The following is a 26,678-nucleotide window of genomic DNA, read 5'->3' as shown; positions in this document are numbered from 1 at the left end:
TGCTGCGCCAACGACAACGGCACCACCTCGGGCCGCTCCTGCGCAACGAGTGGAACGACAGCGCCGGAACCGGACTCCCCTTCGAGTTGTGCGGCGAGGCCTTCCACGCTCGACGCGTCGAACAACGCAAGCAGCGGTACACGCATGTCGAGAGCGGCACCGAGCCTGGACACGACCTGCGTCGCCACCAGCGAGTTGCCACCCAGTGCGAAGAAGTTGTCGTCCAACCCGACCTGCTCGACTCCGAGCACCTGGGCGAATACCGAAGCCACTGCCTGCTCGACCGCCGTCACAGGGGCACGGAACTCCCGCTCCTCGATCTCCGGGGAAGGCAACGCCTTGCGATCCAGTTTCCCGGATGCATTGAGCGGCAACGAGTCCAGCACGACGAAGTGCGTGGGCACCATGTACGACGGTAACAGTTCGCCGAGCGCTCCGCGAAGGTGCACGGGATCGATGTCCCCTGCGGGAACGATGTAGCCGACCAACTGATCCGATCGCACGTCGACCGCCGCGGCCGCAACGTGGTCCAGGCTCCGCAGCACCGCTTCGATCTCACCGATCTCGATACGCTGACCACGGAGCTTGACCTGCAGGTCGTTCCGGCCGATGTACTCGAGTTCACCGTCACGGTTCCACCGGACGAGATCGCCGGTGCGATAGAGCCTCTCGCCACTGTCACCGGTGGGATCTGCCACGAAACGTTCGGCGGTCAGTCCCGCGCGTCCCTCGTATCCTCGGGCGACCTGCACACCCGACAGATACAACTCACCCGTCACGCCCATGGGCACGGGCCGCAGGCGCGCGTCCAACACACGCGCGCACGTATTCCATACGGTCGCACCGATAGGCACCACAACACCGTCGCCATCGCGCGCGACACGGTGGGTCGCCTGGATCGTCACCTCGGTCGGGCCGTAGAGATTGTGCATCTCCGCACCGAACGTCGCGCGGGAACGCTCGGCGGTCGCCGACTGCAATGCCTCGCCGCCGGCGAACACCGCACGCAGCGCCGGGGTCGGCGCCGTCGACTCGTCGAGCACGGCATCGAGCACCGTCGGCACGAACTGTGCGATGGTGATGTCGAAGTCCACCAACGCCTGAGCGAGATACGCGGGGTCCCGGTGTCCGTCGCGTGAGGCGATCGCGAGTCGGGCACCCGACATCAGTGGCAGCAGGAACTCCCACACCGACGCGTCGAAGGTCGCGGGGGTCTTGAGCAGGACGGCGTCCGAGGACTCGACGGCGAAGCGGTCCTGCATCCATGCGAGTTGGTTGACCACTGCCGCATGTGTGACCGCCACACCCTTGGGCCGCCCCGTCGAACCCGAGGTGAACAGAACATATGCAGGGTTCTGCGGACGCAGAGGTGAACGACGATCGGCGTCCACGACAGGCGCGCCGGACACGCCGGAGGTGATCGGTTCGTCCACGCGGACGACGGTCCGTCCCACACCGATGTCGTGATGTGAGGTCGTCAGCACCACCTGCGGATCGGCCGTGGCGAGCACGTAGTCGTTGCGCTCTGCCGGCTGCTCCGGATCGATCGGAACATACGCACCACCGGCCGCGAGCACGGCGTAGATGCTCAGCACCAGATCCAGCGAGCGTTCCATCGCCACCGCGACACGCACTTCCGGCCCGACACCGAGGGAGATCAGGTGTCGCGCGAGACGGTTCACATGACCGGCGAACTCCGTGTAGGTGAGGCTTTCGCCCTCGTACACGAGGGCCACCCCGTCGGGCGAAGCCGCAGCCTGCGCCGAGAACCTGTCCGGCAGCGTGGCGGCACCCGGGACGACGCGGTCGGAGCCGCGACCGAGGCCGCGAAGCGTTTCGTACTCGGCGGGGCTCGAACGGTCGAGATCCCCGACGGGCACGGACGGATCCGCCACCGCGGCATCGAGGATCCTGACCAGACGGTCGCCGATACCCCGCACCGTCCGTTCGTCGAAGAGTTCGGTGGCGTAGGTGAGTTCACACGCCAGTCCGGACGGGCGACCGGCGTGGTCGGCGGACTCGAAGAGCGTGAACTGGAGGTCGCCCTTCGCCTGGTCGAGCGGTGCTTCGACCGGAGAGATCGTCACCCCACCGAGTTCGAACGTCGACGGTGCCATGTTCTGCAGGGTGAGCAGCACCTGATACAACGGGTTCCGCGAGCGGGAACGCGGCGGATTGACGACCTCGACGAGTTGCTCGAACGGCACGTCGGCGTGGCCGAAGGCACCCAGATCGAGATCTCGGATCCGGGCGAGAAGATCGCTGAACGATTCCCCACCGTCGACCCGGGCGCGCAGCACGAGCGTGTTGACGAACATGCCGATCAGGTCTTCGAGTTCGGCCTCGCCGCGACCGGCGATCGGTGTGCCGACGACGATGTCGTCGGTGTTGCTCGACCTCGCGAGCTCCACGGTCAGGGCTGCATGCAGCACCATGAACAGCGTCGCGTTGTGTTTCCGCCCGAGACGAACGAGCGCTTCGTGCAGTTCGGTGGGAACGGTGAATCGGTAGGCCGCACCACGATTGGAAGCTTCGACCGGACGCGGGCGGTCGAACGGAAGAGCAAGTTCGTCCGGGGCGCCGGTCAGGGACGCCGTCCAGTACTCCAGCTGCTGCGAGATCACACTGGCGGGATCGTCCTCCGAACCCAGGTTCTCCCGCTGCCACAGTGCATAGTCGGCGTACTGGATCGGCAGCGGTGCCCAACCGGGTGCGTGCCCTTCGGCCCGTGCGGCGTAGGCGATCATCACGTCACGGGTCAACGGCCCGATGGAGTAGCCGTCGGCGGCGATGTGGTGCACCGCGAACACGAGCACGAACTCCGTCGGAGCCACACGGAACAACGCGCCGCGCAGCGGGACCTGCGTGGTGACGTCGAAACCGGCGGTCACCACCTCTGCGACGGCCCCGAGGACAGCCTCCTCGTCGACGTCTCTCGGCGCCAGGTCGACATGGACGTCCTCGATCGGCAGCACCCGCTGGTGGCCGATGCCGTCGATCTCCGGGTAGATGGTCCGCAGGATTTCGTGGCGCGCGACGAGGTCGTTCACCGCTGCCTGTAGAGCCTCAACGTCCAGTGCCCCGGACAACCGGAGTGCGGCCGGGATGTTGTAGGTGGCGGAGTCGGGATCGAACCGGTTGAGGAACCACATGCGCTGCTGTGCGGGCAGCAGCGGAATCAGGTCGGGCCGTGCCATCGGGATCAACGGACGACGTTCGCCGCGCCCCGCGTGTTCGGCTGCCGAAGCCAGCGCGGAGACCGTCGACGCCTCGAAGACGGTACGAACGGGGATCTTCGTTCCGAGGGCCGCACCGACACGCGCCGCCACGCGTGTCGCGACCAGCGAGTTGCCGCCGAGTTCGAAGAAGTCGTCGTCGAGGCCCACGCGTTCGATCCCGAGAACATCGGCGAAGACGTCCGCGACGGCCTGCTCGGCCGGTGTCGTCGGAGAGCGGAACTCACGTGCTTCGAATTCCGGCTGCGGCAAGGATTTCCGGTCCACCTTGCCGGACGGGTTGAGCGGCATCTGCGGCAGGACCATCACCGTCGACGGCACCATGTAGCCCGGGACGCGCCGGCCGACAGTGGCCTTGAGGTCGTCGATGTCGATCGTGGTTCCGTCCTCGGCGAGGACGTACGCGACCAGCTGGTCGCCGCGCAACGCATCGGTACGGACGAGTGCGACGGCCTGACGGACGTTCGGATGCGCAGCGACGGCAGCCTCGACCTCGCCGAGTTCGATACGCAGACCTCGGAGCTTGACCTGGAAGTCGGTGCGGCCGATGTAGTGCAGTTCGCCCGTCGACGTCCTGCGCACGAGGTCGCCCGTCCGGTACATGCGAGTGCCGGCGGGACCGTACGGGTCGGCCAGGAATCGTTCGGACGTGAGGTCCGGGCGCGCGATGTAACCGCGGCCGAGCTGGGCCCCGGCCAGGTACAGCTCACCCGCGACGCCGTCGGGGACGGGCTGCAGCCACTGGTCCAGGACGTAGGCGGCGACGTTGCCCTGCACCGCGCCCACCGGCACCGATCCCGGGTCGGCGGCGTCGAGGACGTGGCGCGTGATCGACAGGGTGAACTCGGTGGGGCCGTACTCGTTGGACAGCTCCGCGTGCTCGTTCCGCGCGCGGAATGCTCGGGCGAGTCCCGGTGTGAACACCTCACCGCTGCAGTACACCTGTCGCAGTGACGCCAGGTCCGTGTCGCGCGCGACGGCAAGCACCTCGGACAACACCGACGGGACGAAGTAGGACGAGGTCACGCCGTGTTCGGCGATCGCGGACGCGAGGTACTGCGGATCGCGGTGACCGTCCGGAGCGGCGATGACGAGTCGCGCACCCACGGTCAGCGGCCACCAGAATTCGCGTCCCGACGCGTCGAAGGTGAACGGTGTCTTCTGCAGGACCGTGTCGTTCGCGTCCAGTCGGTAGGCGCTCTGGCGCCATGCCAACGCCACGGCCACGCGGCCGTGCGGAATGGCGACGCCTTTGGGACGGCCGGTGGAACCGGATGTGAAGATCACCCAGGCCGTGTTGTCCGGCCGCAAAGGGTGCCGACGTTCGGAATCCGTGATCGGGTCACTTGCCACGTGGCGAAGATCGAGCGTGTCGACGGCCAGGGACCGGATGCCGTCCGGTACCGGGAAGCCGTCGCGCTCGGTCGTGAGGACGACAACGGGGTCGGTGACCTCGAGGACGTACTCGTTGCGTGCGGCGGGCAGATCGGGGTCGATCGGTACGTAGGCACCGCCGGCCTTGACCGTCGCGTACATCGCGACCAGAAGGTCCAGCGACCGTGCCATCGCAAGACCCACCGTGGTCTCCGGACCGACGCCCACCTCGATGAGGTGACGCGCCAGACGGTTCACCTCGGCGTCGAACTCGGCGTAGGTCAGAGTCCGGTCGCCGGCGATCACGGCCACCGCGTCGGGTGTGCGGGCGACCTGCGCGTCGAACAGGTCGACCAAGGTCCTGTCGGCGACGGGAACGAAGGCGTCCTCGTGGCCGGGTGCCAGCAGTCGCGCGCGCTCGGCACGGTCGAGAATCTCGATGTCGCCGACTCGACGTGCGGGCTCGGCCGTGACTGCGGTCAGCACCCGCGTCAGACGCTCCGCCCAGGTCACGATCGTCGACTCGTCGAACAGATCTGTCGCGTAGGTGAACTCCGTTGTCAGACCGGCTGATTGTCCTGCAGCGTCGTAGGACTCCCCCACGGTCAACTGCAGGTCGAACCGAGCTTCGGCGAAGTCCGTGTCGAGCGCGGAGATGGTCAGCTCGTCGAGTTCGAACACCGACTGCTGCATGTTCTGGAAGACGAGCATGACCTGGAACAACGGTGTTCGCGACTGCGAGCGGGGCGGATCGAGCACCTCGACGAGCCGCTCGAACGGCACGTCCGCGTTGCCGAAGGTGCCCAGGTCGGTGTCGCGCACCTGCGCGAGCAGCTCGGTGAACGGCAGGGCCGGGTCGATGTCGTTGCGCAGCACGAGGGTGTTGACGAACATGCCGATCAGGTCGTCGAGTTCGGCCTCCCCGCGACCCGCGACGGGCGTGCCGATGGTGACGTCGCGGGTGCCGGCGAGTTTCGCGAGCAGGACGGCGAGTGCGGCGTGCACGACCATGAAGGTGGTCGCGTTGTGTTCGCGTGCGAGGCGTTGCAGCGCACCGACGGTGGTGGCGTCGATCTGGAAGGTGTGCCGTGCACCGCGGTTGGTGGCGACCGGCGGACGCGGGTGGTCGAGCGGCAGTTCGAGCGGCTCGGGCAGGTCACCGAGTCGTTCGGTCCAGTAGGCCAGTTCACGTGCGACGAGACTGTCCGGATCGTCCTCGGATCCGAGCAGTTCGCGTTGCCACAGAGCGTAATCCGCGTACTGGACGGCGAGCGGCGACCACGACGGAGCCTCCCCGCGGCGACGCGCGTCGTAGGCGACCATGACGTCGCGGGTCAGCGGTCCCATCGAGAAGCCGTCCGCGGCTACGTGGTGCACGACGAAGACGAGCACGTACTCGTCGTCGCCGACCTGATAGAGGCGGGTGCGGACCGGTACCTCGGACGTGACGTCGAATCCGGCGTTCACGAATTCGACGACGGTGGGCAGGATGTCGGCCTCGTCGATCGGCACGGGCGTGACATCCGGGCGCACTTGGGAGACGGGCAGCACGACCTGATGGCCGACACCATCGGCTTCCGGGTAGACGGTGCGCAGGATCTCGTGGCGCGCGAACAGATCCGCGACGGCGTCTTCCAGGGCCGTGAGGTGCAGAGAACCGGTGAGGCGGATGGCGACCGGGATGTTGTACGCGGCGGAGTCGGGGTCGAGGCGGTTGAGGAACCACATCCGCTGCTGCGCGAGCGAGAGCGGCACCGAGTCGGGTCGCGGTTGCGTCTGCAGTGCCGGGCGGCCACCGGATCCGGCGTGTTCCTCGGCCCGCACGGCCAGTGCTGCCACGGTGGGTGCCTCGAACAGCACGCGCAGCGGGACGCGCGCGTCGAGTGCGGTGGCGAGTCGCGCGATGACCTGGGTGGCGATCAGTGAGTTGCCGCCGAGTTCGAAGAAGTCGTCGTCCGCGCCGACGCGGTCGACGCCGAGCAGGTCGCGGTAGATGCCGGCGACAATCTCTTCGATCGGGGTGGACGGCGCACGGTACGCGCGGGTCGCGACCTCCGGTGCGGGCAGCGCCTTGCGGTTGATCTTGCCGTTCGCGTTGAGCGGCAGCGCGTCGAGGATCATGACGACCGACGGCACCATGTAGCTCGGAAGACTCTGTGCGAGTGCGTCCTTCACGGTGTTCGCGTGCAGGGTCTCGTCGCCGGTGAGGTAGGCGACGATCCGGTCGCCGGTGTGCGGGTCGCTGTGCACGACCGTCACGGCCTGCGCCACACCCGGCTGTGCCCGCAGTGCGGTGTCGATCTCGCCGAGTTCGATGCGGAAGCCGCGGAGTTTGACCTGGAAGTCGGCGCGGCCGCGGTAGTCGAGGGTGCCGTCCTCGTTCCAGGCGACGATGTCACCGGTGCGGTAGAGGCGCGCGCCGGATCCGAGCGGGTCGGCGACGAACCGGTCGGCGGTGAGGTCGGGGCGTCCGGCGTAGCCACGTGCGAGCTGGGCGCCCGCGAGATACAGCTCGCCCGTCACACCCACCGGCACGGGGCGGAGGCGACCGTCGAGGACGTGGACGCGCGTGTTCCACTCCGGGCGGCCGATCGGCACCGAGTCGGTGTCGTCGCCGGTCACCGCGTGCGCGGTCACGGAGACGGCGGCCTCTGTCGGCCCGTACAGGTTGACCAGGTCGACGTCGGGGTGGACCGAGCGGAACCGCTGGGCTAGCGCGGAGGGCAGCGCCTCACCGATCGCGAGGATGCGCCGCAGCGACGGGCTCAGCGCATCGCCGGCCGTGTCGAGCAGCGCCTCGAGCATCGACGGCACGACGTGCAGAGTGGTCACGGACTTCTGCCGTATGACCGCGTCGAGGTAGGCCGGGTCGCGATGACCGTCGGGTGCGGCGACGACGAGTCGACCGCCGGAGACGAGTGCCGACCAGAACTCCCACACCGACAGGTCGAACGTCGCGGCCGTCTTCAGCAGCGCGGCGTCGTCGGGGAACAGGCCGAAATGCCCTGTCTTCCAGAGCAACTGGTTGGCGATCGCCGCATGCGGAACTGCGACACCCTTGGGTCGTCCAGTGGAACCCGACGTGAAGATGACGTAGGCGAGGTGCTGCGGGTCGAGCGGAACACGACGTTCGGTGTCACGCACCGGGCTGTCGTCGAGCGCGTCGAGTTCGGGTGCGTCGACGTGCACCACGGCGCGACCGCCGGCATCGAAGTCGTCGTCGCGACCGGTCAGCACGCAGACGGGGTCGGCGACCGACAGGATGTAGTCGATTCGCTCGCGGGGGTGATCGGGGTCGAGGGGGACGTACGCGCCGCCGGCCTTCGCGACGGCGTACATGCCCACGAGCAACTCGACGGAGCGACGCATCCCCAGCGCAACCGCCGTCTCGGGCCCCACGCCGAGGTCGATCAGGTGACGGGCGAGACGGTTGACCCGTCCGTCGAACTCGTGGTAGGTGAGGGAGCCGCCCTCGTGGTCGAGCGCGACGGCGTCCGGCCGGGCCGCGACCTGCGCGTCGAACAGCGACACCAGCGTTCGGACGGGAACGTCGTGCCGAGTGTTGTTCCACTCGTGCAGGATTCGCGTTCGCTCGACGGTGTCGAGGATGTCGAGATCACCGACGGGACGGTCGGGTTCGGCGACGATGCTGTCCAGCAACCGGACGAACCGATCGACGAACCTGCGGGCCGTCGACTCGTCGAACAGGGCCGACGCATAGGTCAGGTAGCCGACGATGCCGGTGGGTGTACCCGACTCGTCGTAGCGGTCCTGGACGATCCAGTGCAGGTCGAACTGCGAGGTGTCGTGTTCGAGGTCGACGAGGGCGACGTCGAGTCCGGGCAGCGCGAGGGTGCCCTGTTCGAAGTTCTGGAACGAGAAGCCGACCTGGAACAGCGGGTGCCGCGCGGTGGAGCGCTGCGGGTTGAGCACCTCGACGAGCCGCTCGAACGGCACATCGGCGTGCGCGAAGGCCCGCAGGTCGGATTCGCGGACGGCGGCGAGCAGGTCGTCGAAGGTGACGGCGCCGGATACCCGGGTGCGCAGCACGAGGGTGTTGACGAACATGCCGATCAGGTCGTCGAGTTCACGTTCGCCGCGACCCGCGATGGGTGTGCCGACGGCGATGTCGTCGCTGTCGGACAGTCGCGCGAGCAGCACCGACAGGGCGGCGTGCACGGCCATGAACAGCGTGGCGTGACGGCTCTGGGCGAGGTCGACGAGCCGGGCGTGGAGGTCGGCGTCGATGCGGATCTCGACGCGTCCGCCCTCGTAGGACTGCACGGCGGGCCGCCGGCGGTCGGTCGGCAGCGACAGTTGGTCGGGCAGTCCGGCGAGGGCACCGCGCCAGTAGTGGAGTTGCTGCGACACCAGCGAGTCGGGATCGTCCTCGGACCCGAGCACACGACGCTGCCACAGCGCGTAGTCGGCGTACTGCACCGGCAGGGGCGCCCACTCGGGCTCGGAGCCGGTGAGGGCCGAGGTGTAGGCGACGAGCAGGTCGCGCACCATCGGGGCGATCGAGAAGCCGTCGCCGGAGATGTGGTGGACGACCATCGCGAGGACGTAGTCGTCGGCGCCGAGTTCGAAGAGCCCGATCCGCAGCGGCACCTCGGTGGTGACGTCGAAACGGCCGGTCGCGAACGGCGCGACCGCCGCGAGCAGGGCGTCGTCCCCACCGGCGACGGTGTGGACCTCGATGTCCGGAGCGGTGTCGGCGGCCGGCAGCACGACCTGCACCGGCCCGTCCGGGGTGTCGGGGTAGACGGTGCGCAGCGACTCGTGTCGCTCGACGACGTGGGCGACCGCGATGCGCAGCAGGTCGCCGTCGACCGAGCCCGACAGGCGGATCGCCATCGGCAGGTTGTAGGCCGCCGAGTCCGGATCGAAGCGGTTGAGGAACCACATCCGCTGCTGGGCGAGCGACAGCGGCACCTGTTCGGGCCGCTCCCCCGCGACGAGCGCGGGTAGCGCGGCCTGCTCACCGTGCTCGGCCACCGCGGCGGCGAGCGCTTCGACGGTGGGATGTTCGAACAGCGTGCGCAGCGGGATGTCCGCGCCGAGCGCGGCACCGATGCGGGCGATCACGCGGGTCGCGATGAGTGAGTTGCCGCCGAGCGCGAAGAAGTCGTCGTCGAGACCGACCCGCTCCACCTCGAGCACCTCGGCGATCGCGGCCGCGACCGCCTGTTCCGTAGGGGTGACGGGAGGGCGGAACTCCCGGATCGCGGCGAGGGGCGCGGGCAGAGCGCGACGGTCGAGCTTGCCGGATGCGTTGAGCGGAAACGCGTCGAGCACCATGAGCACGTCGGGCACCATGTAGCGCGGCAGCGACCTGCCGACCGCCGCACGCGCCGCCTCGATGTCGACACTCGCGCCTGAGGACGGGACGACGTAGCCGACGAGTTGCTGGCCGTGGTCGCCGTCGTGCACGACCATCACGGCTTGCGCGATCTCCGGCAGCGCAGTCAGGGCGCTCTCGATCTCGCCGAGTTCGATGCGCAGACCGCGCACCTTGACCTGGAAGTCGGTGCGGCCCAGGAAGTCCACCTCACCACTGGGCAGAATACGGACGAGATCGCCGGTGCGGTAGAGGCGTTCGCCGTCAGGTGCGGCGACGAACCGTTCGGCGGTGAGGTCGGGACGGGCGTGGTAGCCGCGTGCGACCTGCACTCCCCCGAGGTAGAGCTCACCGGGCACCCCGATCGGCACCGGGCGGAGTCGCGCGTCGAGCACCTGCACGGTGGTGTTGCGGATCGGACGGCCGATCGGGACGCTGCCCGCGTGCTCGCCTTCGACGCGCAGGACCGTTGCGGTCACGGTGGTTTCGGTGGGTCCGTAGGTGTTGTCGAGCGCCGCCGTCGATCGTGCGGCGAAGTCGGCGGCGAGATCGGCCGGCAGGACTTCACCGCCGACCGACAGGTAGCGCAGCGACTCGGGAAGCTGCAGCGCCGGGTCGGCGAGGAACACCGCGAGCATCGACGGGACGAATTCGAGGATGCTCACGCGCTCCTCACGCGACACTCGTGCCAGATAGGCGGGGTCGCGGTGCCCACCCGGAACGGCGACGACGAGGCGTGCCCCGACCTGCAAGGGGTAGAACAGCTCCCACACCGACGCGTCGAACGTGATCGGTGTCTTGTGGAGCGCAGCGTCGGCGGCGCCGAGGTCGTACCGTTCGCGCATCCACGCGATCTGGTTCGCGGCCGAACGATGGCTCACCGCAACACCCTTCGGGCGACCAGTGGAGCCGGACGTGAAGATGACGTAGGCGGTGTTGTCCGGTCGCAGCGGCGCGACGCGGTCGGCGTCGGTGAGCGGCGCGTCGGAGACCGTCGACGGCGCATCGATCTCGAGCACCGGTGCCGCGGCGGGCAACGAACCCCGATCGGCTGCGGTGGTGAGCACGACGACGGGCCGAGCGAGGTCGAGCACGTACTCGGTGCGGTCGGCGGGATGTTCGGGGTCGAGCGGAACGTACGCTCCCCCGGCCTGCAGGATCGCGTAGATCGCGACCATCATCTCGATGGACCGGCCGGTGTACACGCCGACGAGGCTCTCCGGACCCACACCGAGTCCGACGAGGTGCCGCGCGAGACGGTCGACCCGCGACGCGAACTGCGCGTACGTCAGGGTCGTGTCCTCGAAGATCAGCGCCGGCGCGTCCGGGGTGCGGGCGGCCTGCTGGTCGAAGCGGGCGAGCAGGGTCTCGTCGACGGACCCCGCGTCGGCCGCATTGATTTCGTCCAGCAGGCGGATCTCGTCATCGTCGCGCAGGTCGATGTCGCCGACCGCGATCTCCGGCGCACTCACCGCGGCATCGACGAGTGCCACGAGGCGCTGCGCGGCCTGCGTGATGGTGTCTTCGGTGAACAGGTCCGTGGCGTAGGTGATCGAGCCGTCGATACCGAGGCGTCGGCCGTCGGCGTCGAAGGTCTCCCCGAGGTGGATTTCGAGGTCGAGCTTGGCGCCGGTCGCGCCCGGTTCGACGGTGCTCAGCCGCAGCCCGGGCAGGTCGATCTCCGAGCGCGTGAAGTTGTGCACCACGAGCAGGGTCTGGAACAGCGCCGAATAGGCCGTGGAGCGGACGGGATCGAGCAGTTCGACGAGTCGCTCGACCGGCACGTCCGGATGCGAGAAGGCCGCGAGGTCGACGTCGCGCACCTGGTCGAGGATCTCGTCGAAGGTGGCGCCGGCGTCGATGCGGGTGCGCAGGACGAGGGTGTTGCCGAACATGCCGACGAGGTCGTCGAGGGCTTCCTCGCCGCGACCGGCGATCTGGGTGCCGATCGGGATGTCGCTGCTCCCCGACCAGCGTGCCAGCAGCACCGCGACGGCCGCGTGGGCGAGCATGAACAGCGTGATGCCGCGTTCGCGGGTGAACTGTGCGACGCGGTCGGCGAGCTCGGCGTCGAGGGCGATCGGGACGGTCGCGCCCCGCGACGACTGCACGGGCGGACGCGGCCGGTCGGTGGGCAGTTCCACCAGGTCGGGCAGGTCGGCGAGGGTGTCGGTCCAGTACGCGAGCTGACGGGCGAGCAGCGACTGCGGGTCGTCCTCGCTGCCGAGGAGCTTCTGCTGCCAGAGCGCGTAGTCGGCATACTGGACGCTCAGCGGCGACCAGCCGGGCTCGGCACCTTCGCGACGCGCGAGGTAGGCGGTGACGACGTCGCGCGACAGCGGTGCCTGCGACCCGCCGTCGCTCGCGATGTGGTGGGCGACGACGGCGAGGACGTGCTCGTCGTCGGCGATGCGGAACAGCCGGGCGCGCACCGGCATGTCGACGGTGAGATCGAAACCGCGCGTGACGAAGTCGGTGAGGACGCCGGTGATGTCGTCGGCCGCGACGTCCTGCGGTCCGAGATCGGACGCGGCCTCGCCGACGGGCACGTTCACCTGGGCGGGCCCGGCGTCGCTGTCGGGGAAGACGGTGCGCAGCGCTTCGTGCCGGTCGAGGACGTCGAGCAGCGCGGCCTGCAACGCAGGCACGTCGAGCTCGCCGCTCAGGCGCAGCACCATCGGGATGTTGAAGGCGGCCGAGCCGGGATCGAAGCGGTTGAAGAACCACATGCGCTGCTGCTGGAGCGACAGCGGGATGCGGTCGGGGCGTTCGACGGCCACGAGCTCGGGACGACCGCCGGAACCGGCGGTGCGCGCCACGGCGGCGGTCAGCGCGGCAACCGTCGGAGCGTCGAACACCGTGCGCACGGGCACGGTGGTGTGCAGGGCGGCACCGAGCCGCGCGACGAGTTGGGTCGCGTTGAGCGAGTTGCCGCCGAGCGCGAAGAAGTCGTCGTCGAGGCCCACACGGTCGACACCGAGCAGGTCGGCGTAGACGGACGCGACCGTCTGTTCCACGGGTGTCTCGGGTGCGCGGAAGGCGCGTGCCTCGAAACCGGGGACGGGCAGTGCCTTCCGGTCGAGCTTGCCGTTGGCGGTGATGGGCAGCGCGTCGAGGACGAGGATCTGCGCGGGCACCATGTACGACGGCAGTTCGTCGGCGAGGCGGTCGCGCAGCACCTGCGGGTCGGCTGCGGTGCCGGTCGCCGGGACGACGTAGCCGATGAGGCGTTCGCCGGTGCGCGCGTCGGTGTGCAGGACGACGACGGCCTGGGCCACCTCGTCGGCGCGGCTCAGCGCCGCTTCGATCTCGCCGAGTTCGATGCGCAGGCCGCGGACCTGCACCTGCGCGTCGCTGCGGCCGACGAAGTCGAGTTCGCCGGTCGCGGTGCGGCGCACGAGATCACCCGTGCGGTACATGAGCCCACCGGTGAACGGGTTCGCGACGAACCGCGCTGCCGTGAGTCCCGGCTGCGCGTTGTAGCCGCGCGCGAGACCGGCACCCGCCAGGTACAGCTCTCCGATGACGCCGTCGGGTACGGGATGCAGACGCGTGTCGAGGACGACGGCACCGGCACCTTCGATGGGCGCGCCGATGGTGATGCGATCGCCCGGAGTGAGCGGCGCGGTCTCGGTGATGATGATGGTGGTCTCGGTGGGACCGTAGCTGTTGACGAAACTGCAGACCGGCCCGAACTTCTCGACGAGTTCCGGCGGGCACACGTCGCCGCCGATCACCACGGATTCGAGGTCGGGCGGGTCGTCGGGGGTGACGGTGCCGAGCGCGGCGGGCGCGGTGATGATGTGCGTGATGCGTTCGCGGCGCAGCAGGTCGGCCAGTTCGGCACCGGCGACGATGTGCGGCGGCACGACCACCACGGTGGCACCGGCGGAGAACGCCGAGATCTGCTCGAAGACCGACGCGTCGAAGCTCGACGACGAGAACCGCAGCATCCGCGAGCCGGTGCTCAATCCGAGTTCGGGGCGGTGGTCGGCAGTGAAGGCGTTGAGGCCGCGGTGGGTGACGACGACGCCCTTCGGCGTGCCGGTGGAACCGGACGTGTAGATCATGTACGCCGCCGACTCCGCATTCACCGCGGACGTCACCGGTGCAGAAGAGTAGTCGTCGGCGTCGACGCTCAGCCACGGAACGTGCGACGGTCCGTCGCCGAGCCCGAGGATGGCCCGGGAGTCGGTGAGCAGGTACGCGATACGCGCTGCAGGCAGTGCCGGATCGACGGGCACGAACGCCGCGCCGGTCTTGACCACGGCCCATAGGGCGACGACGGCGTCGAGACTGCGCGGGAACGACAGCGCCACCACGGTTTCCGGTCCGGCACCGCGGTCGATCAGCTTGTGCGCGAGCCGGTTGGACGCGAGGTCGAGTCCGGTGTAGGTGAGCTGCCGTTCGCCGTCCACCACCGCGACACCGTCCGGGTGCGCGGCGACACCGGCCGCGAGGATTTGCGGGAACGTCCTCTGCGGCAACGGCGCCGGCACCGAGTACGACAGTGCCCGACCGGTCTCGGCGTCCGACAGGAGGGCGATGTCACCCACGGCAGCCGTCGGGTCGGCCGTGCTCGCGTCGAGCAGCTGCACCCACCGCGCGGCGAGATCGACGGCGGTCACTTCGTCGAACAGGTCGGTCGCGTAGGTGAGTTCGGCGGCCAGTCCGCCACTCTCGTCCTCACGCAGCGCGATGTCGATGTCGAACTTGGCGATGGCGAGATCCGCTGTGAGCGGTTCGACCCGCAGCCCGGGCAGTTCGAGCTCGCCGATGCCCTGGTTCTGCAGCGACAACACGACCTGGAACAGCGGCGAGTGACTCTGCGAACGCACCGGATCGACGGCCTCGACCACCTGGTCGAACGGCACGTCGGCATGCGAGAACGCCGCGAGGTCGGTGGTGCGGACCTGCTCGAGGAACTCCGCGAACGACGCCGCGGGATCGATACGGGTGCGCAGCACGAGGGTGTTGACGAACATGCCGACGAGGTCGTCGAGGGCACGATCACCGCGACCGGCGACCGGCGTGCCCACCGACACGTCCTCGGTGCTGCCGAGACGCGCGAGCAGCACGGCGAGCGCGGCGTGCAGGACCATGAAGCGGGTCGCGCCGTGGGCGTGCGCGAGACGGTCGACGCGGGCGAGGACCTCGGGGGCGATCCGGAAACCGGTGTTGGCACCCCGGTATGACGCCGCCGCGGGTCGCGGCCGGTCGGCGGGCAGTTCGAGCACGGCCGGGGTGTCGGCGAGGACCGAGGTCCAGTAGTCGAGTTGCTGCGCGATCGGGGCCCGCGGATCCTGCGGGTCGCCGAGCACTGTGCGCTGCCACAGCGCGAAGTCGGCGTACTGCACCGGCAACGGCTCCCAGGACGGCTGTGCGTCGTCGAGGCGCGCGGAGTAGGCGACGAGGACGTCGCGGGCCAGGGGCACGGTCGACGCGCCGTCGGCGCTGATGTGGTGCACGACCACCACGAGCACGTGGGTACGGTCGCTCTCGCGGAACAGCGCGCCGCGGATGGGGACCTCCCGCGTGACGTCGAAGCCGCGTCCCACCACTCGGGCGATCGCGGTGTGCAGTGCGCCGGTGTCGGGGGTGTCGATCGGGGTGAGGTCGAGCGGCACGTCGCCGGTGGCGAGTACGTGCTGCGACGGCCCGTCTTCGTGTTCCGGGAACACCGTGCGCAGTGCTTCGTGCCGGTCGAGCACGTCGCGGACGGCGGCGGTGAGGGCGTCGACGTCGAGGTCGCCGTGCAGGCGCACTGCAAGCGGGATGTTGTAGAGCGGCGACGTCGGGTCGAAGCAGTTGAGGAACCACATGCGTTGCTGCGCGTACGACAGCGGCACCCGCGCGGGACGCTCCTGCGGCACGAGCGGCAGCCGCTCCCCCGTACCGATGTGCGAGCCGGCGGTCTCGGCGAGCGCCTGCACGGTCGATCCCTCGAACACCACGCGCACCGGCACCGTGGTGCCGAGCGCTTCCCCGATGCGGGCCACCAGGCGCGTTGCGATGAGCGAGTTGCCGCCGAGCGCGAAGAAGTCGTCGTCGAGGCCCACGCGTTCGACGCCGAGCAGTTCGGCGACGATCTCGGCCACCGTCTCCTCGACGGGGTTGGTGGGGGCACGGAACTCGCGGGTCACCGGATCGGGAGCGGGCAGCGCCTTACGATCGAGCTTGCCGTTGACCGTGACGGGCACCGTCTCGATCGGCACGATCTGCGAGGGCACCATGTACGACGGCAGGACGTCGGCGACGGCGCTGCGCAGCGCATCGGCATCGACCTCGGCGCCGTTGCAGGGCACGACGTAGCCGACGAGCCGTTCGCCGGTGTGGGCGTCGCGGTAGACGTCCACGACGGCGTGCGCGACGCTGTCCTGACGGCTCAGCGCCGCCTCGATCTCGCCGAGTTCGATGCGCAGACCACGCAGCTTGACCTGTGCGTCGCTGCGGCCGACGAACTCGAGCTCGCCCGACGCGCGTCGGCGCACGAGGTCGCCCGTGCGGTACATGAGCCCACCGGTGAACGGGTTCGCGACGAACCGCGAGGCCGTCATCCCAGGTCGGTCGTGGTAGCCGCGGGCGAGCGCCTGGCCCGCCAGATACAGCTCGCCCAGCACTCCGTCGGGCACCGGCTGCAGGCGTGCGTCGAGCACGACGGCACCGGCGCTCCGGATGGGCCGGCCGATGGTGATGGCTCCGCCCGCGACCAGCGGGTCGGTCATCGTGATGACGATCGTGGTCTCGGTGGGGCCGTAACTGTTGACGAACCGGCAACGCGGCGCGAACCGCTCGACCAGCTCGGGCGGGCACACGTCGCCACCGACCACGACGGCCTCGAGATCCGGCAGCCTCGCCGGGTCGACGCCACCGAGCGCGGCCGGTGCGGTGAGCACGTGGGTGACGTTGTGGCGCAGCAGGAATGTTTCGAGGTCGGCACCGGCGACGATCTCGGGCGGCGCAACCACCATGGTGGCTCCGGCACCGAAGGCGGCGAGGATCTCGAACACCGACGCGTCGAAGCTCGCCGAGGAGAATCGCAGCACCCGCGCCTGCGCGCTGAGCCCGAGTTCGGTGCGGCATTCGGCGGTGAAGGCGTTGAGGCCCCGGTGCGTGACGACGACGCCCTTCGGGGTGCCGGTCGAGCCGGACGTGTAGATCATGTACGCCGCGGCGTCGGGTGCGACGCCGACGTCGAGCGCGGCGGTCGACACCTCGGCGCACCGGTCGACGATGCCGTCGGAATCCAGCACGAGCCAACGGAAGTCGACGGCCGGAGCGATCCCGCTCATGGTCAGGCCGAAGGCGGCACCCGAGTCCGAGAGCATGAACGCGATGCGGTCGACGGGCAGCTTCACGTCGATCGGCACGAACGCCGCGCCGGTCTTCGCGACCGCCCACACCGCGACCAGCGACTCGATCGTCCGCTCGAAGGCCAGGGCCACCACGGTTTCCGGTCCGGCACCCTCGGTGACGAGGACACGGGCCAGAGCGTTGGAACGCTCGTCGAGGTCGCGGTAGGTGAGCTGTCGCGTCTTGTCCACGGCGGCAACACCGTTCGGCGACGCGGCGACGCCGGCCGCGAGGATCTCCGGCAGCGTCCGGATCCGGATCGGTTCCGGTCGGGCCGCGTCGAGTGCCCGGGCGGTTTCGTCGGCGTCGAGATACGGCAGGTCGCCGACGGGGCTGCGCGGGTCGTCGAGCAGCTGCGCCAATATGCGGTTCCAGCGCTCGGTGGTGCGGGCGGCGGTGGACGCGTCGAACAGGTCGGTGGCGTAGGTGAGGGTGCCGGCCAGGGCACCGTTGTCGTCGCGGAGCGTGAACTCCAGGTCGAACTTGGCGATGCCGAAGTCGGGCACGATCGGTTCGACCCGCAACCCGGGCAGTTCGAGGTCGCTGGGGTGCGCTTCCTCGACCGACAGCGCGACCTGGAACAGCGGTGCGCTGTTCTGCGACCGCACGGGGTCGACGGCCTCGACGACCTGCTCGAACGGCACCTGGATGTGGGCGAAGGCGTCGAGGTCGACGTCGCGGACGGTGGCGACGATGTCGTCGAAGCCCGCAGCCGGATCGACAGGGGTCCGCAACACCACTGTGTTGACGAACATACCGATGAGGTTGTCGAGGCGGCGGTCGCCGCGACCGGCGACCGGCGTGCCCACGGACACGTCGTCGGTCGCTCCGAGCCGGGCGAGCAACACGGCGAGCGCGGCGTGCAGCACCATGAACCGGCTCACGCCGTGGGCCTGCGCGTAGGCGTCGAGGCGGCGGACGGTCTCGGGATCGACGGTGAACGGCACCGCGGCGCCCCGGAACGACGAGCTCGCGGGTCGCGGCCGATCGGTGGGCAGTTCGAGCAGCGCCGGTGCGCCGGCGAGTGTCGCGGTCCAGTGGTCGAGTTCGCGCGCGGCGATCTCGGTGGGTTCGCCCGGTGCGCCGAGCAGCTCGCGCATCCACAGTGCGTAGTCGGCGTACTGCAGCGGCAGCGGCTCCCAGAGCGGTGCCCCACCTGTGGCGCGCGCAGAGTAGGCGAGCACGAGATCGGTGGCGAGGACCTGGGTGGACCAGCCGTCGATGGCGATGTGGTGCACGACCATCACGACGACGTGGCTGCCGTCGGCACACTCGAGCAATGTCAGCTCGAGGGACGGTTCGACGGTGATATCGAATCCGCGTGCGGTCAGCGTCCGGATACGTTCGGAAAGGTCGTCTTCCGCGACCGTCTCCGTGCCGGCGACGAGCAGGGGACGATCCCGCAGCGCGTCGTCGACGGAGAGGATGTTCTGGTACGGACCGGCATCGGAGTCCGGGTATGTCGTCCGAAGTGTTTCGTGCCGTTCGAGGATGTCGACGACCGCCGCGCGCAGGGCGTCGAGGTCGAGGTCGCCGCGCAGCCGTAGAGCCGCGCCGACGTTGTAGGCGCCGGAGCCGGGGTCGAACCGGTTGACGAACCACATGCGGGTCTGCGCCGGCGACAACGGAATCCGGTCGGGGCGCGGCCCGGCCGTGGGAACGGTCGCCGCGGCACCGGTGCCGCGGGCACGGTCGACGGCGGCGGCGAGGCCTTCGACGGTGGGCTCGTCGAACAGCGCGCGGATGCCGATGGTGGCGTCGAACGTCTCGTTGACGCGGGCGATCAATCGGGTTGCGCCGAGCGAGTTCCCGCCGAGCTGGAAGAAGTTCGACGACGCACCGACCTGCTCGACCTCGAGCAGCTCGCCCATGATGCGGGCGACGGCGGCCTCGGTATCGGTGCGCGGCGCGACGTAGGCGGCGGAGGCGTCGAAGTCCGGTTCCGGCAGGGCCGCCCGGTCGACCTTGCCGTGCGCGGTGACGGGCAGGTCGTCGAGCAGCACGAGCACCGACGGCACCATGTGCCGGGGCACGCGGTCGGCGACGGACGCGAGGACCGCGTTCTCGTCCGGCCGCTCACCGGTGGCGACGGCGTAGGCGGCGAGATAGTCGCCGTGCCGGCCGGTGCGCAGCGTGACGACGGCCTGCGTGATGCCGGGATGCGTGAGCAGGGCGCTCTCGATCTCGCCGAGTTCGACGCGCTGACCGTTGAGCTTGACCTGGAAGTCGGTACGGCCGAGGTATTCGAGTTCGCCGTCGCGGTTCCACCGGACGCGGTCGCCGGTGCGGTACATCCGATCGCCCGAGTTCCCGAAGGCGTTCGCGACGAAGCGGTCGGCGGTGACGGCGGGACCGGCCTGGTAGCCCCGCGCGACCTGCGAGCCCACCACGTACAGCTCACCCGGCACCCCGACGGGCACCGGACGCAGCACCGCGTCGAGGACGAGGAAACGGGTGTTCCACACGGGTCGGCCGAGCGGCACCTGCTCGGCATCGTCGCGGCGCGCGGTGCGGTGCGCGACCTGCACCATCGCGGTGCGGTGCGCGACCTGCACCGTCGTCTCCGTCGGGCCGTAGAGGTTGTGGACCTCGGCGCCGAGGACTTCGCGGACGCGGGCGGCGGTGGACGCCCGGAGTGCTTCACCGCCGGAGAACACCGCGCGCAGCGACGAGGCGTCGATGCCCGCGTGCTGTACCTCGGCGACGAACAGGTCGAGCACCGACGGCACGAACTGCGCGACGGTGACGCGTTCGCGGTGGACGACCGACGCGAGGTAGGCGGGGTCGGCGTGCCCGTCGCGGTCGGCGACCACCAGCCGCGCCCCGCTCTGCAGCGGAAGGAACAACTCCCACACCGACGCGTCGAAGGTGAAGGGTGTCTTGTAGAGCACCGTGTCGGCGGCGTCCGGCGCGAAGGCCGCGCGCATCCACGCGAGCTGGTTGTGCAGGGCGCCGTGCGTCACCGCGACACCCTTGGGCCGGCCCGTCGAGCCGGACGTGAACAGCACGTAGGCGAGGTTGCCGGGGCGGTGTGCGGGTCGTTCGTCGTCGGTCAGCGGGTCGCCGGCGTACCCGTCGACGTCGGACACATCGAGCACGCGCAGGTCGGCGGGCAGGCTGTCGCGGGTCTCGTCGGTCGCGAGCACGAGCTGCGGCGAGGCGGTGGTGAGGACGTGGGCGGTGCGCTGGGCGGGCTGGTCGGGATCGACCGGCACGTACGCTCCACCGGCGGCGAGCACGGCGTAGATCGCGACCAGCTGGTCGTAGGAGCGCGGAACCGCCACGGCGACGCGCGTTTCCGCAGCGACACCCTCGGCCAGGAGCCGACGGGCGAGACGGCGCACGTCGGACGCGAACTCGGCGTAGGTCGACGCCGATCCGTCGACGACGACGGCCGGCGCATCGGGTGTCCGCGCGACCTGCTGCTCGAACAACGCGACGACATCTCCGGCGGGCACGGGGTGCGCGGTGTGGTTCCAGGACTCGAGGACCCGTTCGCGTTCGCCGGGCAGGAACACGTCGACGGCGCCGACGGCATCGTCGGGGCGCTCGGCGACGAACTTCAGGATCTGTGTGAAGCGGCGGGCGAGGTCGTCGACGGTCGCGGCGTCGAAGACGTCGGTGCGGTAGCGCAGGCTCAACCGCAGGTGGGGTTCGAGCAACGCCATGAGCGAGAGCGGGTAATGCGTGGCGTCGCGGGCGTCGACGTCGGTGACGCGCATGCCGGCGATGTCGGTGTTCTCGTCGAATCCGGCGCGGTCGACGGGATACGACTCGAAGACGGTGAGCGTGTCGAAGAGGGTGCCGGTGCCGATGCGGTCCTGGATGGCGCCGAGGCCGACGAACTGCTGGTCGAGCAGGGCGGTCTGTTCACCCTGCAGGCGCAGCACGAGGTCGGCGACCGACTCGGTCTCGTCGATCCGCACCCGCACGGGCAGGGTGTTGATGAACAGGCCGAGCATGTTCTCGACGTCGGGCAGGTCGGCGGGCCGCCCGGAGACGGTTGCGCCGAACACCGCGTCGCGGGTACCCCAGTGCCGGGCGAGCAGCAGGCCCCAGGCGGTCTGGACGATGGTGTTGAGTGTCGCGCCGGTGCGTCGCGAGAGCCGTGCGAGGGCGTCGATGTCGTCGGCGTCGAGGTCGATGTCGATCTGGGCGGGTGCGTCGTCGACGGCGTCGGTGGCTCCGGGTGCGACCAGCGTGGGTTCGTCGAGGTCGGCGAACGCCTCGGCCCACGCGTCGAGTGCGCGGTCGGTGTCCTGCCGGTCGAGCCAGGTCAGGTAGTCGCGGTAGGACGCGGGGGTGGGCAGCGCCGCCTGACCGCCGGCGGCGTAGCCGACGAGGAGTTCGCGCACGAGCAGCGGCATCGACCAGCCGTCGAGCACGATGTGGTGGTTGGTGAGGGCGAGGACGGCGCGCTGCTCGGGGAGCCGGACGAGTACGGCGCGCAACAGCGGTGGGTGCGCGAGGTCGAAGCGGGCGAAGCGTTCGCTGTCGAGGAGCGTCTGCAGGTCGTGCTGCGGGTCGGACGATCCGGTGAGATCGGCGTGGCGCCACGGCATCTCGACGTGATCCAGGACGAGCTGGACCGGGCTGCCGGAACCGTCGTGCACGAAGGCCGTGCGCAGGGCGGCGTGTCGTGCGAGCAACGATGCGAACGCTGCCTGCCAGCGACCGGCATCGACTTCCCCTGCGAGGTCGAGACGCAGCTGTGCCGTGTAGACGTCGACCGCGTCGACGGACAGCGCGGCGTGGAAGGCCAGACCGGTCTGCAGCGGCGAGAGCGGCCAGATGTCGACGAGGCGACCGAAGCGGTTCTCCCACTGCTCGATCTGCTGCTGGCGGGTGTGCACGAGCGGCACGTCGGACGGGGTGAGACCACCGGCGTCGGGTCGCTGCGTGTGGGCGGCCAGGCCGACGAGTGCGTCCTTCCACCGTTCGGCGAGCGCGCCGACCGTCTCGGCGGAGATCACCCGCGGCACATAGGTGAACGACGCGGTGAGGTGCGCACCGTCGGGGCCGTCGACGACCATCGCGTTGATGTCGACGGCGACCGATGCGGCCATCCGTGATGCGCGGTTGGGGTCGAGGGCGAGATCGAGCGGCACCCAGCCGATCTCACGGATCTCGTCGGCGATGTGACCGGAGGTGAGACGGCCGAGATAGTTGAACGACACCTGCGCGGTGGGCAGGGCGGCGAGGACCGGCGATGCCTCCGGATCGAGGTGGCGCAGGATGCCGTATCCCACGCCGTTGTTCGGGACGGCGGCGAGACGTTCCTTGACGGCCTTGATCGCGGTGGCGCTCGCGCGTCCTCCGGCGGCGGCGTCGGCGGGGTCGAGGTCGTCGGCGAGGTCGAGGCGCACGGGATACGCGCTGGTGAACCAGCCGACGGTGCGGGCGAGGTCGACGGTGCCGGTGGCGTCGAGGTCGCGGCCGTGCCCTTCGAGGGTGAGCAACAACGAACGCTGCCCGTCCTGGGCGGCGGCGAGCGCGAGGGCGGTGAGCAGACCGTCGGCGGTGCCGCTGCCGTACAGCTCGGGCAGTCGGGTGAGCACCGCGTCGGTCACACTCGGGTCGAGATCGACCCGGACGGTCGCGGTGGTCGCCAGGATGTCGATCTCCGGGTCGAGCGACGCGACTGCGGTGAGCGGTGCTGCACCACCGTGGGTTTCGGTCCAGTGGTCGAGTTCACCGACGTGGTCGCGGGCGGTTCCGTGCAGGGCGTGCGCCCAGCGGCGGTAGGAGGTACCCACCTCGGGCAGCGACGGTGTCTGTCCTGCCGCGACCTGCATCCAGGCCTGGCCGAGGTCGGGCAGCAGTACCCGCCACGACACGCCGTCGACCACCAGGTGGTGTGCGACGAGCAGCAGGCGACCCTGCCCGACCGGCTCGGCGACGTCGAACCACACGGCACGCAGCACGAGACCGGATTCCGGATCGAGATCCTGTGCGGCAGCGTCGCATTCACGGTCGACGAGAGAATCGGATTCGGTAGCGTCGGCGACCGGGACGCGGGTGATCCACGCATCGAGGTCCGGCAGTTCGGCGTGCGTCCGCCACTGCCCGTCGCGCAGCGTGGACCGCAGGATGTCGTGCCGGGCGACGACGGCAGCGAGCGCGGCCCGCAGATCGTCGTAGGTCAGATCCGCGGGGGTGGAGACGAGGACGGCCTGCGCGAAGGTGGAATAGTCACCACGCCCGAGCATCTCGTGCACGATCGGCGTGAGCGGGATGTCGCCCACTCCCCCGCCGAGCAGTTCGTCGAGGACGAGGGCGGTGGGCACGGCGGTGGCGACCCGCGCGAGCGCCGCGATCGTCTTGTGTTCGAAGATCTGCCGGGCGGTGATGTGCAGTCCGGCGGCCTTGGCGCGGGCGGCGAACTGCATCGCGACGATGCTGTCGGCGCCGAGGGCGAACAGCGAGTCGTCGACACCGATGCGTTCGACGTCGAGCAGTCCGGCGGCGACCTCGACGAGGAGGCGTTCGGAGTCGGTTTCGGGGGCGCGGAATTCTGCGGTGGCGAACTGCGGTGCGGGGAGCGCAGCGCGGTCGAGTTTGCCGGCGGGAGTCACCGGGATCTCGGTGAGTTCGACGACGGCCGCGGGCACCATGTGCGCCGGGAGAACGCGGGCGACACCGTCGAGCAGTCCCTGCATGTCGAAGGTCGCGCCGGATTCCATACGTACGTACGACACGGGGACGACGGAACTGCCGCTGTCGTGCACGACGGTCGTCGCGAAGTCGACGCCGTCCTGGTCGAGCAGGGCGGTGTCGATCTCGCCCAGTTCGATGCGGAATCCGCGGATCTTCACCTGGAAGTCGGAGCGGCCCACGAAGTCGAGTTGGTGATCGGGCGTCCACCGCACCTCGTCGCCGGTGCGGTACAGGCGCGTGCCGGGTTCGAAGGGGTTGGCCACGAATCGATCCGCGGTCTGCCCGGGACGGCTGTGGTAGCCGCGCGCCAAAGCCGGTCCGCCGAGATACAACTCGCCGACGAATCCGACGGGCACCGGTCGCAGGCGACGGTCGAGCACCACGGCGACGACACCGTCGAGGGGACGGCCGATGGTGATCGGGTCGCCGGGTGCTAGGGGGTCTCCGGCGGTGACGACGATGGTGGTCTCGGTGGGGCCGTAGCTGTTGGTGAACCGGCAGGTGGGAGCGAAGCGTTCGACGAGGTCGGCGGTGCACACGTCGCCGCCGACGACGACGGCCTCGAGATCGGGCAGGCCCGCGGGGTCGACGGTGTTGAGGACGGTGGGCGCCGAGACGATGTGCGTGACCCGGTGGGCGCGCAGGACGTCGACGAGTTCGTTGCCGCCGAGAACGTGCGGCGGCGCCACGACCATGGCCGCTCCGGCGCTGAAGGCCTGCAGCATCTCGAAGATCGACGCGTCGAAGCTCGCCGAGGAGAACCGCAGCATCCGCGAGTCGGTGCCGAGGGCGAGTTCGGGGCGGGTGTCGGCGGCGAAGGTCGCGAGCCCGCGATGGGTGACGACCACGCCCTTCGGGGTTCCGGTGGAGCCCGAGGTGTAGATCATGTACGCCGGGTTCTCCGGCACGGCCGGCGAGCGCACGACCTCGACGTCGATATCCGAGGGGAGCGGGTCGTCCACGGCGATCCAGCGGGGCCCGGACGGCAGGTCTGTGATCCGGCTCTGCACGGTGAGTCCGAGCTGTGCACCGGAATCATCGACCATGTAGGCGATCCGGTCGGCCGGGAGCGCCGGATCGATCGGGACGAAGGCCGCGCCGGTCTTCGCCACCGCCCACACCGCGATCAGCGCATCGGCGCCGCGGTCCATGCTCAGTGCCACGAAGGTCTCGGGGGCGGCCCCGGCGTCGACGAGCTGTGCGGCGAGACGTGTAGAAAGATCGTCGAGTTCGCGGTAGGTGACCTGCCGGTCGCCGTCGATGATCGCGACGCCGTCGGGATTGCGGCGCACACCGTCGGCGAGGAAGTCGGCGAACAGCCGCACGGGCTGGGCGGGCAGTCCTCGATACGGGACGAGGCTCTCGTATTCGTCGTCGTGCAGGACCGTCAGTGTGCCGATGGTGCGGTCGGAGTCGGCGAGTTCGCCGAGATACTCGACAAATCGTGTGTGGTGCGAGCGCAGTTCGTCGACCGTGTACAGGTGGGGGTTGGCCTCGAGGTCGATGTGGGCGGGCTGCCCCGGCGCGCTCGGGTAGATGTTGAGCGAGAGGTCGTCGACCGGGCCGGTGCTCAGCACGTGCCGGCGGCCGACCGAATCGCCGTAGCGGATCTCGTGGTCGAACATCATGACGTTGACCGCGGGCCCGAAGAATCCGCGGTCGGCGCTGCCGTAGCCGGTGTCGCGGCGCATGTCCTCGTGCCGGTACCGCTGGTGACGCAGTGCCCCGGTGAATTCGAGCTGCATCCGGTCGATCAGATCGTCGCGGCTACCGTCCGGTTCGACACCGACGCGGATCGGGACGACGTTGGAGACCATGCCGCCGGAGCGACGCAGGCGGACGGTGGTGCGCGCCGAGACCGGGAGGCTGAGGACCACGTCGGTCTCACCGGTGACGCGGGCGAGGAAGGCCGCGAAGGCCGCTGCGACCACGGTCGCGAAGGTCGTGGTCTTCTCGCGCTCGGCGATCATCCGGTCGATCGCGGCCTCGACACGTTCGGGCAGGGGCGCACTGAACCGGACCGGGTGCGGGCCGACGGGCGCGGCGCGACCGGCGAGGCTGATGGGGTGCGGCAGGTCGCGGATGCGGTCGGCCCAGTAGGCGCGGTCGCTCTCGAACCGGGCCGAGTCGCGGTAGCGCTGTTCGTCCTCGACGATCTCCGGCAGCGGACTGACGTCGAAGCGGGCGGGTTCGCGCTGCTGTACCGCGGCGCTGTAACGCTCGGCGGTGCGGGTGTCGAAGGTGGTCGCCCCGTAGCCGTCGAGGGCGATGTGGTGGATCCGGGTGTAGACGAAATGGCGGTCGTCGGCGATTCGCAGGACCGCGCAGACGATCAGCCGGTCCTCGAGCATGTCGAGGGGCGTGCGGTACTCGGCGCGCATCCAGGCGATGGCCGCTGCTTCGGGATCGTCCTCGTCGCGCAGGTCGAGAATCGTGGCGCGGTCCTCGAGGTCGTGGTCGATGACCTGACGGGGGTGGCCGTCGACCTCGAAGATGCGGAGCATGCCGGTGCCCAGTTCGCGGGCGGTGGCGGCGCCGGCGTCCGCGAAGATCTCGGGATCGAATTCGCCTCGGACGTCGACGTACTGGGCGATGGTCAGTGGAATGTCGCCGAGCAGATGCTGGGCGAACCAGATCCCGCGTTGGGCCGACGAGAGCGGGAAACCGTCGCCGGCCTCCCCGAACTGCGACGATGCAGGCACGTACTGCTGTTCCAC

At 69.9% G+C, this 26,678-nt stretch carries 1 protein-coding gene (only partly in view); it reads right to left on the bottom strand.

What is annotated here, in order from left to right; all coding sequences use genetic code 11:
* Positions 1–26,678, bottom strand: the 5' portion of a protein-coding gene (locus BLV31_RS07000; protein ID WP_064060362.1) for a non-ribosomal peptide synthetase. 10,246 nt of this gene lie to the left of the window's left edge; 26,678 of the gene's 36,924 nt are visible here — the first part of the coding sequence; the start codon lies at positions 26,676–26,678; the stop codon falls past the left edge of the window.

Source organism: Rhodococcus pyridinivorans (assembly GCF_900105195.1).
Taxonomy (GTDB): domain Bacteria; phylum Actinomycetota; class Actinomycetes; order Mycobacteriales; family Mycobacteriaceae; genus Rhodococcus; species Rhodococcus pyridinivorans.
Note: the sequence above shows the minus strand (reverse complement) of the source record. Positions and strands in the feature narration are given on the sequence as shown.